Annotated in this window: 10 protein-coding genes; 4 read left to right on the plus strand and 6 right to left on the minus strand. The window is 67.7% G+C overall.

Annotation, left to right across the window (positions count from 1 at the left end; genetic code table 11):
- Positions 1-52: 52 nt before the first annotated feature.
- From J6U32_RS02210 to dinB, 5 genes are all read right to left on the minus strand, one after another.
- Complete coding sequence (locus J6U32_RS02210; RefSeq protein WP_208793365.1) at positions 53-1,111, minus strand: FUSC family protein; 1,059 nt, start codon at positions 1,109-1,111, stop codon at positions 53-55.
- Positions 1,112-1,150: 39 nt separating this feature from the next.
- Positions 1,151-1,837, minus strand: coding sequence for a response regulator (locus tag J6U32_RS02215; protein ID WP_208793366.1), 687 nt, complete (start codon positions 1,835-1,837; stop codon positions 1,151-1,153).
- Positions 1,834-3,480, minus strand: coding sequence for an ATP-binding protein (locus J6U32_RS02220; protein WP_208793367.1), 1,647 nt, complete (start codon positions 3,478-3,480; stop codon positions 1,834-1,836). The genes J6U32_RS02215 and J6U32_RS02220 overlap by 4 nt, the downstream gene beginning before the upstream one ends.
- A 72-nt stretch (positions 3,481-3,552) precedes the next feature.
- Complete coding sequence (locus J6U32_RS02225) at positions 3,553-5,055, minus strand: CitMHS family transporter (RefSeq protein WP_208793368.1); 1,503 nt, start codon at positions 5,053-5,055, stop codon at positions 3,553-3,555.
- A gap of 139 nt (positions 5,056-5,194) precedes the next feature.
- Positions 5,195-6,403: a DNA polymerase IV gene (gene dinB / locus J6U32_RS02230; protein ID WP_208793369.1), complete on the minus strand. Its 1,209-nt coding sequence runs from the start codon at positions 6,401-6,403 to the stop codon at positions 5,195-5,197.
- Positions 6,404-6,759: 356 nt separating this feature from the next.
- Between dinB and J6U32_RS02235 the strand changes: the two genes are divergently transcribed.
- Both J6U32_RS02235 and J6U32_RS02240 read left to right on the plus strand, forming a co-directional pair.
- Positions 6,760-8,421, plus strand: coding sequence for an HNH endonuclease signature motif containing protein (locus J6U32_RS02235; protein WP_208793370.1), 1,662 nt, complete (start codon positions 6,760-6,762; stop codon positions 8,419-8,421).
- Between the two features lie 258 nt (positions 8,422-8,679).
- Positions 8,680-9,885 carry a MalY/PatB family protein gene (locus J6U32_RS02240; RefSeq protein WP_208793371.1) on the plus strand — a complete coding sequence of 402 codons (1,206 nt, stop codon included), beginning with the start codon at positions 8,680-8,682 and terminating at the stop codon, positions 9,883-9,885.
- A 3-nt stretch (positions 9,886-9,888) separates the two neighbouring features.
- Here J6U32_RS02240 and J6U32_RS02245 read toward each other — a convergent pair whose 3' ends face one another.
- Positions 9,889-10,491 (minus strand): class I SAM-dependent methyltransferase, encoded by a 603-nt coding sequence (locus J6U32_RS02245; RefSeq protein ID WP_208793372.1) that lies wholly within the window; start codon positions 10,489-10,491, stop codon positions 9,889-9,891.
- Positions 10,492-10,629: 138 nt separating this feature from the next.
- Between J6U32_RS02245 and J6U32_RS02250 the strand changes: the two genes are divergently transcribed.
- Both J6U32_RS02250 and J6U32_RS02255 read left to right on the plus strand, forming a co-directional pair.
- Positions 10,630-11,412 carry an LLM class F420-dependent oxidoreductase gene (locus tag J6U32_RS02250; RefSeq protein ID WP_208793373.1) on the plus strand — a complete coding sequence of 261 codons (783 nt, stop codon included), beginning with the start codon at positions 10,630-10,632 and terminating at the stop codon, positions 11,410-11,412.
- 9 nt (positions 11,413-11,421) lie between these two features.
- Positions 11,422-12,240, plus strand: a complete 819-nt coding sequence (locus J6U32_RS02255; RefSeq protein WP_208793374.1) for a DUF1295 domain-containing protein — start codon at positions 11,422-11,424, stop codon at positions 12,238-12,240.
- Positions 12,241-12,245: the final 5 nt, after the last annotated feature.

Consider the following 12,245-nt stretch of genomic DNA (forward strand, 5'->3'; position numbering starts at 1 on the left):
GGTCACGCGTTGTCCTTGCTGCCTGGGTCAGGCGTTGTCCCTGCTGCCTGGGTCAGGCGTTGTCCTTGCTGCCTGCCCAGATCAGATAACCGAAGACGACGGCGATCACCGCGCCGGCGAGGGTGTCGAGCAGCCGGATCTCCGGACCGAGGGCATCCGGGGCGCCCACCGACGCGGACAACAGTGCCGAGAGGGTGATGCCGACGACTCGGAGCCCGTACAACTTGGGTCCGGTGAGCACGGCGAAGGCCAGCCCGACCGACGCCGCCACCGCGACCACGATGCCGCTGGGCCAGATCGCGACCACCGCGGCGGCCACCGCCGCACCGATCACCGTGCCCGCCACCCGGTTCACCGTTCGCCCGACCACCGATCCGTACTCGGGCCGGACGATGACAGCCACTGTCAGCGGCAACCAGAACCCGTGCTGCGGGGCGTGTGCAGCGACGGTGATCGCGGTGGCAACACCGAGGCACAGCGCCGTCCGAACACTGTTGTGGACCGCTGCCGGGGTGCGCATCCTGTTCAGGACCCGAACGGCATCGCCTCTGATCGAGTGCGGCTGCGTGTCGGTCGTCGTGGCGAGCGGAGATCGTCGGAGGTCGGCCCGGAACGGCCACTCGACGAAGTGGGCCACGCCGACCACCAATGCGCCGACGAGGTACCACACCGCCTGGTTCAGCGGGCTCAGCCCCGAACCACCGAACTGGCCGTAGGCGACACCGATACTGAGCATCATCCCGAAGGCGGGTCCGCCTGGCCCGACGACGCCGACCAGCCCCGACACCGCTGCGGCCACCACCGCGCCGACGATGATCGGCAGCACGCCGTGGCCGGTCGTCGAGCCACCGACGACGATCCCCACCGCGGCGCCGGCAGACGCCGCCGCGAGCACGGTGAACCGGACCCGGTAACTTTCGCCGAGCACGAACGCCACCGAACACGCGGCGCCGAGATAGGCGACCCCCAGCCTGGCCCAGTCGCCGAGCAGCACACCGAGTATCAGGAGGGCGCCGCCCGCCGCGAGCGCGCGTAGCGCACCCGCCGTGTCCAGCGGGGCGTCCGACATCTGAAACGCCGACAACGCACTCGACTCCCGAAACCTTCGCACGAAGCCATCATCGCGTGTGTGAGGTTGCAAACGAGCTGATCAGTTGCGCGGCTTGCGATACTCCTGCCGTGGGCGTCCGGTGCCGCCGTACTGCAATGACATGATCAACCGTCCCGCCGACACCAGCGCCGCGAGGTGCCGGCGGGCGGTGGCCGCCGAGATGCCGATGGCGTCGGAGACCTGGTCGGCGAACAATCCCTCGTCGGTGTCGTCGAACAATTCGAGGATCCGCTGCTCGGTCGGCGAGGCGCCCGAGGACCGCTCGGCGGGCGCCGTCCCGAACCGCAGGCCCGACAACGCCGCATCGACCTGGGTCTGATCGACCCGAGGCGCGTCGAGCACCCGCCGATAGTGCGCGTAACCGGCGAGACGACGCGCCAGCTCGGTGTCGGCGAAGGGTTTGATCAGATAGGCCAGCGCACCCCCGCGGGTGGCCGCGCGCACCGCCCGCGCGTCGGTCTCGGCGCCGACGATGAAACAGTCACAACGCAATTCGGCAAGCAGGTCGATGCCGGAACCGTCGGGCAGGTAGACATCGAGCAACACCAGCTCGATGTCGGGGTGCTCGGCGAGCGCCGTACGCGCCTGCGCCAGTGTCCCGGCGCGGGCGACCACCCGGAATCCGCGGACCGCCGTGACGATCGCGGAATGCAATGCGGCAACCCGGAAGTCGTCGTCGACGATCAGCACGCCGTGGCCGTCGGTGCTTGGCGTCTCGCCGGTCATGACCGGCCTCCCTCCTCGATCACGCCCGGTAGCCGCGCCACGAGTACCGCACCTCCGCGCCCGGTTCCGCCCGGCTCGGCGATGGTCACGTCACCGCCGATTCGCCGCGCGAGTTGCCGGACGATCGACATGCCCATCCCGCGGCCGCCGGGGACGGCCGGGTCGGTCTTGGTGGTGACGCCCTCGGTGAAGATCTCCGCCGGGTCGTCAAAAGCGATGCCGGGTCCCGAATCGGCCACCGTCACCAACAGTGTCGAGTGTGTCCTACCGTCGTCGGCAGTGGGGCCCGGATCGGTCAACAGCTCCACCTCCACCTCGGCATCGGCGCTGCCGGCCGCGGCGTCGATCGCATTGTCGACGAGGTTGCCGACCACCGCGGTCACCGTGACCGCATCGGTGAGCGCGCCCGCCACCCACGTCTGTGGTCCGAGGCGCAGCGTGACACCCCGCTCTCGTGCGTGGCTGGCCTTGGCCTCGAGGAATGCCTGCAGGTGCGGTTCGTCGACGTTCTCGATGCCGTCGACGGTGCGGGCGTGCGGTCCGGTGAGGTCGTCGAGGTAGGCGCGCGCCTCGTCGACGTTGTTGTGCCGCAGCAATCCCGCGAGCACGTGCATGCGGTTGGCGGTCTCGTGACGTTGCGCGCGCAGGGCCACGCTCATCGCCCGGACGGCGTCGACCTCGCGGGTGAGTTCCTCGACGTCGGTGCGATCCACCACCGACAGCACCATGCCCAGGTCACGTCCGTCGGCGGTGACCCGATGCGACGACACGAGCACGATCCGATCCCCGACGGTGGCGGCGACCGGCTCAGGCCTCGGCGTTTCGACCACACCACGCACCCGGGGCGTCAGCCCGAGCGCGTCGACGGGCGTGCCCACCGGCGCGGACACCTCCAGCAGTCGGCGGGCGCGTTCGTTGGCGACCCGCAGCACGTTCGCGCTGTCGACGGCGAGGACACCGTCATCGAGCGAGTGCAGCACGGCCCGTTGCTCACGCACGAGTTCGGCGAGGTCGTCGGGCTCCAGTCCGAGAGTCAGACGCCGCCATCGGCGGGCGAGCAGCACCGACCCCACCGCACCGACAGCGAGGGCCACGAGCGCGATGAGCCCGGTGGCGAGGATGTCGCGGCGGGTGTCGCGGGTGAGTTTCTGCGTCGAGACGCCGACACTGACCAGGCCGATCGGACGGGTGAGCCCGGGCTGCAGGATGGGCACCTTTGCGCGGACCGAGTCGCCGAGTGTTCCCCGATCGGTGGTGATGTCGATCTGACCGGACAGCGCCCGGGACGGATCGGTGGAGACGTGCACTCCGACCTCGTCGACGTCGGGGTGGGCCAACCGGATTCCGTCGGCGTTGGCGATGACCACGAAGAGCGCACCGGTGCTGCGGGCCACGGCGGTCGCCTGGCGTTGCAGGGACGAGTTCACGAGTTCAGCTCGGTCGAGGTCGGTGCCCTGATGTGCGGCGACGGAGGCGACGACGTCGGGATCGTCGGCCATGGTCTGGGCGATGGCCAGGGCCCGTTGGGCGTATTCGTCGCGGACCCGGTCGTCGGATCCGTAGACCACGACGCCGAAACCCACGCCGAGGCTGACCGCGATGACGGCGAGTTGCAGGAGCAGTACCTGCGTTCGCAATCGCATGCGGTCAGCCTAGGCGTGGGAGGGATCGGCCGACAGGGAGATCCTGTTTGCGGCGACCCGGTCGGGGACTCCTCAGAAGGGGATGGCGCCGAATAGGCAGCCGGCGAGGAGCATCACCAGCGAGACCACCGCCGCACGCCACAGCACCTTCTTGTGGTGATCGGCCAGTCCGACGCCGGCGAGCGCGACGAGCAACAGGATCGCCGGAACCAGCGGGCTCTGCATATGGAAGGTCTGACCGGTGATCGATGCGCGCGCCATCTCGGCGGGGTCGATGCCGTAGCGCGTCGCGGTCTCCGAAAGCACGGGCAGCACACCGAAGTAGAAGGCGTCGTTGGACATCAGGAAGGTCAGCGGGATCGACAGCACGCCGATGACCACGGCCATGTGCGGGCCCATCCAGGTCGGGATGCCGTCGGCCATCCAGTGCGCGATCGCATCGACCATGCCGGTTCCGCTGAACACGCCGGTCAACACCGCGGCGGCGAGCACCATCGCGACCACCGAGACGATGCTCGAGCTGTGCCGGGTGATGGCCTCCTGCTGATCCTTGATGTGCGGGAAGTTCACCGCGAGAGCGATTCCGGCGAAGATCATGAACAGCACGGGGATGGCGACGACGTCCATGCCGAGGATCGCCAGCAGCGCCACGGTGAGTGCGGCGTTGATCCAGAACAGTTTGGGCCGCAGCGACTTCCGGTTCGGGTCGAGCACGCCGGTGAAGGAGGCCGTGGCGTCGGAGTCGTCGTGGGCAGCATCGTCGTGGGGTTGGGCGGGCAGGTCGCCGGTCGCGGCGGGGCCGGCCGAGTCGCCACCGGCGCCGGAACCGGTTGCCGCGCTGCTGGTTCCGCGACCGCGGAAGCGTCGACGGCCGGTGGGCGTGTCGGTGCCACTGCCACCGCCTGCTCCGGCGAGGACGAGTTCCTCGCTCGGGGCCAGCATCGACTCCTTGATTTCCATACGGCCGATGCGACGACGCTCGAGCACGCCGAGGTGGTAGGCGAACGCCAGAACGACGAGCATGCCGATCGCGAGCGCGGGAACCATCGGGAGAAAGACGTCGTTGGTGTCGATCTTGAGCGCACTGGCCGCGCGGGCTGTCGGCCCGCCCCAGGGGAGGATGTTCATGGTGCCGTTGGCCAGGCCGGCGACGACGGTCAGAACCACCGGGGAGACACCGAGTTTCAGGTACAGCGGCAAGAGTGCCGCGGTGGTGATGATGAAGGTGGTCGATCCGTCGCCGTCGAGTGACACCACGGCCGCGAGGACCGCGGTACCGACGACGAGCCGGGCCGGATCGTTGCGCACCATGCGGACGATGAAGCGGATGATCGGGTCGAACAGGCCCACGTCGATCATGATGCCGAAGAAGATGATCGCGAAGAACAGCATCGCCGCGGTGGGGGCGAGCTCCTTGATGCCGTCCTTGATCATGTCGCTGATCCCGAGGCCCGCGCCGGCGAAGAGGCCGAAGGCGACGGGAACCAGGATCAGTGCGACAACGGGTGTCGCGCGTTTGGTGATGATGAGGAACATGAAGGTGGCGACCATCGCCAACCCGAGTGCTACCAACATTGCCTGAACTTTCTGCCGTGTTTCCCGACGACTCTGCGGTGTCGTCGGCTACACGAGGAGTCTGTGGGTAATGCGGATCACAGTCACTGTTGTGCTCGTAAGTCGTGTTTTGCGCATTTTGCGCACCGTGTCGTCCGGTTCAGTCGGGCAGCATCGGGGCGTCGTCGCCATGGTCGCGTCCGACGAGCACTGCTCGGGTGACGGAGTCCCGGCCGAAGCGGTTACGGAGTTCGTCCATCGTGGCGTCGAGTTCCGGCTGATGATCGTCGTCGAAGGGCAGGGTCATCTGCAGCGAGTCGGAGTCGTCGAGGTTGGCCAGCGACAGCCCGATCAGCGTGCACCCGCGTTCCCGGATGAGGGGCAGGGCGTCATCGAACAACGCCCGGGCACAACCCATCAGTACCTGGGTGCGGTCGGTGGCCTCGGGCAGGGTGCGTGAGCGCGTGGCGCGGGAGAAGTCGTCGAAACGCAAGCGCAGCACCACGGTTCGACAGACACGATCGGCGCCGCGCAGTCGCTTGCCGAGCCGTTCGACGATGGCGATGATCGTCGCCTCGATCTCGGCCTCGGGCCGGGGCCTGCGGCCGAGGGCCCGCTGTGAGCCGATCGAGCTGCGCCGCTTGCCGGTCTCGACACGGCGCGGGTCTTGCGCGAGCGACAGCGCGAACAGGTGTCGGCCGGCGCCGGGACCGACGATGTGGCACAACGCCTTCTGGCCCAGACGCGCCATGTCACCGACCGTCGCGACCCCCGCGTCGGCGAGTTTGGCCTCCGTCACGGGACCGACACCCCAGAGCCGGCGGACCGGAAGCGGGTGCAGAAACGCCAGTTCGGTACCCGGCGCGACCTCGAGCAAGCCATCGGGCTTGCCGACGGCGCTTGCCACCTTGGCGAGGAACTTCGTGCGCGCGAGGCCGACCGTGATCGGTAAGCCGACCTCGGTGCGTACGCGGGACCGCAGGGTCTCGGCGATGGCGACCGGATCGCCGACGAGACGCCGGAGTCCGGCCACATCGAGGAATGCCTCATCCACGGAGATCCCCTCGACGAGAGGCGTTGTGTCGCGGAAGATCTCGAAGACCGCTCGACTGGCCTCCATGTACGCCTCGAACCGCGGACGTACCTCGATCGCATCGGGACACAGTGCCCGCGCCTCCCGGCCGGGCATCGGCGTCCGGACACCGCGCGCCTTCGCCTCGTAACTGGCGGCCAACACCACTCCACCACCGACGATAACCGGCCGACCCCGCAGCGCCGGATCGTCACGCTGCTCGACGGAGGCATAGAAGGAGTCCAGGTCGGCGTGGAGTATCGATGCCTCCCGTCTCGTCCCGCTGTCGATGCGCATCGGTCGAGCCCTTCTATCCGGCGCGTATGCGCATCGAACGTATGGGCGAATACTACCTCAGCTCTTCGACCAATGGTCGAGGTGCGAGGCGCCCCGGCCCTTCCCGGATCGGTCGTCGAGGTGCTCCGCCGAGCCCTTTCCGATCGGTGGTCGAGGTCCTTCCCCGATCGGTGGTCGAGGCGCGAGGCGCCCCAGGCGGCGAGCCTCGAGACCCTGCCGAACCCCAGGCTGGAACCCCACCACTAAACCTACTCGAAGAAACTTTCGACAACCGCTTGCCAACCCGACAAACCCGGCATATGATCGAACACAACAGCACACAAACACATGTGCGCTTATCGCCGGGGGTGACAATCATGGTCGACACCGCACTCCCTGACGTGTCTGGGTTGTCGACCACCCAGAAAATCGCCCTCGCCCACACGCTGATGGACGAGTTGGCCACCGATGATTTGACCGGCCTGTCCAACGATGACCTGGTGTCGGTCGCTCAGTCCACCGAACGGTTGATCACCCGCGTCACCGTCCAAGGCGATCGGCAGATCGTCGAGTTCTCCGACCGCCATCTGGCGCGGGAGTACGGGTTCGGGTCGATCATCGACGCCATGATCGGCTTGTTGCGTGTGTCGGAACCGTGGCGGCGGTGGAAACAACTCAAAGCGACCGCCACCTTCCACACCGTCACCGGCGAGGTTGCTGCGCCGAAATATCCGGCGTTGGCCGAGGCGATGGCCTCCGGGGCGGCCGGCCCCTCCCACGCCGCAGTCGTCATCGACGTGTTGGACCGCATACCTACGACAGTGCCGTTCGACGAAAAAATGTCGGCCGACGCCACGATGGCCGGGTTCGCCCGCACCCACACCCCCTCCGATCTCCGGATCCTGGGGGCACGGGTGTTGGCGCACCTCGACCCCGACGGTGAGTTGACCGACGATGCTGATCGGCAACGCCACCGCCAGATCCGCATCGGCCGTCAAGACGCCCAAAAAATGAGTGGGCTATCGGGGCAGATGACTCCCACTCTGACCGCGCACCTCGAAGCAGTACTCGCCGCGTGGGCGGCGCCTGGAATGAACAACCCCGCCGACCCGGAGTCCCCGACCGGTAGTCGCGAGGATGCCGACCCCGACCAGGTGGCGGCTGCCGCAGCCCGCGATCACCGGGATCAGGTGCAACGCAACCACGACGCGTTGGAAGCGGTCCTACGTGCCGGACTCGATGTCGGACTCGGCCCGCACTCCCATCGCGGCCTGCCACCGCACCTGATCATCAAAACGTCGCTGTCGGAGTTGATCGCGCAAACCGGGATGGGCGTCACGGCGACCGGCACCCTCCTCCCAATCCGGGATGTGATCGCTTTGGCGGCCCACAGTCAGCCGTGGTTGGCGGTGTTCGACGACCACACCAGTCTTCCCCTGTATTTGGGTCGGGCGAGGTTAGCGAGTCAAGGGCAGCGGATCGCCCTGTTCGCCAAAGACGGCGGTGAGTACTGCTCGTTTCCCGGATGTACCCAACCCGCCGCGCACGTCGAAATTCATCACGCCACCAAAGACCACGCGAAAGGCGGACTCACCAACATCGGTGACCTCGCCCCCGCCTGCGGCAAACACAACCGGATGGTCGGCGACAAACCCGGACAATTCACGACCGGCATCTATCGCGACGGGCCGTGGGCCGGACGATGCTGGTGGCGCACAAACACCCCCGTCGGCGCAGCCGAACCGAACCCGAAACGCACCAACGCGCTCCCCGACGTCGGGGCCACCTACGCTGCGGCGTTGGCTCGCGTCCGGGCGGAGTTGCATCCACCACCCGACCCACCACCAAGTGGTGCCGATACCGATCTCGCCACAAGCGACGACCGGGACTCGATGCTGCCCACCAACCGAATCCGGCGCAGCCAGGTCCCGATCGGACACGGATACTACGACCTCGTCGAAATCCTCCACCCTGACCCCACGTCAGACTCGCCGGTCGAGAACCGACTCGCCCAACTCCTCGGCGACCGCGCGTTCTAGACCCGGGGCGCACTTCCGTTCGGGGTTGGAAACCAGCAGCGGTGCAACAGGTCTCGAGGCTCGTCGCTAACGCTCCTCGGCACCTCGACCACCGGAAGAAGGGGAACGCCGCTATCGCTCCTCGGCACCTCGACCACCGAGGATGAGATTTCCCGGCGTCTTCTGTGATCGCCGGCGACTCCCCCTCCCGATGGTCGAGGCCTCGAGACCGCCGACAGCCGACATCGGAAACCCCACAGCGGTGATAGACAAGAGGACATGACCGGTCGAGAGCTGCCGAGACCGACGGCGCCGTCGCTGGCGGAGCTGCGTCGGCGCAACAGCGAGAAGTGGCGCAGCTACCCCGACGACGTGTTGCCGTTGTTCGTGGCGGAGATGGACTATCCGATCGCGCCGGTCGTGGCCAACGCCATGCGCACCCAGATCGAGACCTCCGACCTCGGGTACGCCGGCACCACCGGCAACGTGGGACCGGCGTTCTCCGGATTCGCCGAACGGCACTGGGGCTGGCAGGTCGACCCCGACGACGTGCACCTCACCACCGACGTCAGCGTGGTGATCGTCGAAGCACTCCGGGCCGCGATCTCACCCGGCGACCGCGTGATCATCACGCCACCGGTGTACCCGCCGTTCTTCGAACTCATCCCGGAAGCCGGCGGAACACTCGTCGAGACTCCCCTCGTCGCAGACCCCGCGCGTCCCACCGGCTACCGCCTCGATCTCGACGCGATCGGCGCGGAATTCGCTGCTGGCGCGCGCGCAATCCTGCTGTGCCATCCGCACAATCCGCTCGGCCTCGTGCATCCGCGCGAGGACCTCGTCGCCCTGGCCGAGATGGCCGACGATCACGGTGCTGTCGTCGTCAGCGACGAGATCCACGCCCCGCTGGTGCACCCGCCGGACATCACGCCGGAGGCTCCACCCTTCGTGCCGTTCCTGTCCGTCAGCGGTGCCGCTCGCAAGGTCGGCATCGCCGCCCATTCCGCGAGCAAGGCGTTCAACATCGCCGGCACCAAGTGCGCGCTCACCGTAGTCGGCAGCGACCTCATGCGCGCCGTCGTTCGACGCCAACCGCACGAGGTCGCCTTCCGGACCAGCATTCTCGGCCGTGCAGCCTCCGCGGCCGCCTACACCCACGGCGACGACTACCTCGCAGCGACGCACAACACCATCGGCGACAGCCTCGACCTGCTGGAGCAGCTTCTCGCGCAACATCTTCCACAGGTCCGCTACACCCGACCGCACGCGTCCTACCTCGCCTGGCTCGACTTCGGCGACACCGGCCTCGGGGACGACCCGGCCGAACCGATCCTCGACGAAGGGCGCGTCGCCCTCCACCGGGGTCCCGCCTTCGGCGATCAGGGCAACGGATTCGCGCGAATCAACGTCGCGTGCTCACCCGAGGTACTGACCGAAGCGATCGAACGGATTGCGCGCGTCGTCGACGCTCACGGCCAGAACTAGCACCTACGTGCGCCGCACCCGCAGCACCACATCGTTGATGTGGTGACCGCCGCCGGCAGGGCGCCCCCGTTCACGGATCTCGTGCGTGATCACCTGCCAACCGTCGCCCAGCATCTCGGCGATGTCGTCGGGCTGAACGTAGTCGGCCGGATCGAAGCCGTGGGCTCGCACACCCTCGGGGGCGTGTGCCACCACCAGCAGCGTTCCGCCTGGTCCGACCGCATCGATGAGCTTGCGCGCCACCGCCACATCGGCCGCTGCAATCGGAAAGTAGTGGGCGGTGACCAGTGCGAAATCGCGACCCGGGACATCGTCGGCGACGAGATCGGCCTGCAGCCAGGTGATCGCCGCACGCGTATCGATCTCCCGCGCGCGGTCGACGGCGACCTGGGAGATGTCGAGCGCCGTGACCTGCCAGCCGTGGTCGGCGAGCCACCGGGCGTCTGCTCCCTCACCGGAACCCACCTCCAGCGCGGTACCCGGCGTCAGGTCCGAAACCTCGATCGGTAGTGCGGGATTGACGTCGCTCGTCCACAACCTGTCGGTATCGCGATACCGCGCATCCCATTCGTCCGCGGTGTGGGGATTGCGGTCTGTAGTGCTCATGCCTCGACTCTGGCACGACCGCACCCGAACGTCGACGCCCCTTGCCCCAGCGGCAAGAAGTGGCGCCCAGGGCGACGAAGTGAACCACTGAGAACCGGGGGGTGCGCACACCCGGCCCGTGGGGGCAGACTGGGACCCATGGCATTCCCCATTCGCATCGGTGTCCAGATCCAGCCCCAGCACGCTCCCGACTATTCCCTCATCCGCGACGCGGTCCTGCGCGCCGAGGATGCCGGCGTCGACGTCATCTTCAACTGGGATCACTTTTATCCGCTCTACGGCGATCCCGAGGGCGCCCACTTCGAGTGCTGGACGATGCTCGGCGCCTGGGCCGAGCAGACCGAGCGCGTGGAGATCGGCGCGCTGGTCACCTGCAACTCCTACCGCAACCCTGAACTGCTCGCCGACATGGCACGCACCGTCGACCACATCTCCGGCGGCCGGCTGATCCTCGGGATCGGCGCCGGCTGGTTCCAGAAGGACTACGACGAATACGGCTACGAGTTCGGGACCGCGGGTTCGCGACTCGCCGACCTGGCAGAGGCGTTGCCGCGTATCGACTCGCGGCTGAAGAAGCTCAATCCGGCACCCACCCGCCATATTCCGGTGCTAATCGGCGGCAGCGGCGAGCGCAAGACGCTGCCCCTCGTCGCGCAGTACGGCGACGCGTGGCACGGCTTCAACGACGTCGAGACCTACCGCCACAAGTCCACCGTGCTCGCCGAGCACTGCGCCGCCGCCGGCCGCGACCCAGAGACCATCGAGCGGTCCGCGGGCGTGCAATACAAGGACGACGTCGATGCCCTGCTCCGCGACGCCGACGCCATCAGCGCCGAAGGCGTGACCCTGCTGACTGTGGGCATCACCGGCCCCGACTACGACATGACCGCCGTCGAGGCACTGTGCCGCTGGCGCGGATGAGCTGACGCCATGTCGGTGCTGTGGGTCGTCGGAATAGTCGCGGCAGTCGTCTGTACAGGATGCTGGGTGGCGTCGCTGATCACCGGCGACACCTCGTGGGTGGATCGGATCTGGTCGATCACCCCGGTGGTCTACATGTGGATCTTCTGCGGCGCAGCCGGTTTCGACGACCCACGGCTGTGGGTGATGACGGTACTGGTCACCGCGTGGGGCGCACGATTGACGTTCAACTTCGCCCGACGCGGTGGCTACACCGGCATGGAGGACTACCGATGGCAGATCCTCCGATCGAAGATGAGCGGATGGCAATTCGCCCTGTTCAACCTGTTCTTCATCGTCATCTACCAGAACCTGCTGCTGGTGCTGATCTCCCTGCCGGGTTACACCGCGCTGCGCCATCCCGGCGGTTTCGGTGTGCTCGACGTGATCCTCACCCTGCTGTTCGTGGCGTTCCTCGCCGGTGAAACCGTTGCCGATCAGCAGCAATGGGAGTTCCACCGGCGCAAAGCGGAGACGCTGGCGCAGGGCGCCACGCCGCCGTCGCGCTTCCTCACCGAGGGCCTGTTCCGCTACTGCCGTCACCCCAACTACTTCTGCGAACAGGCGCAGTGGTGGATGATCTTCGCGTTCGGCGCGACGGCCGCTGGCTCGGTGCTGCAGCCGACCATCCTCGGCGCCGTGCTCCTGACCCTGTTGTTCGTCGGGTCGACGAAGTTCACCGAGTCAATCACCCTGGGCAAGTACCCGGAGTACGCCGACTATCAGCGCCGCACGGCCGGCTTCGTGCCGATGCCACCGCGGCACCGCACGCTCGGCGCCACGTCGTGACGCCG

Source organism: Gordonia polyisoprenivorans, assembly GCF_017654315.1.
GTDB classification, from domain to species: domain Bacteria; phylum Actinomycetota; class Actinomycetes; order Mycobacteriales; family Mycobacteriaceae; genus Gordonia; species Gordonia polyisoprenivorans_A.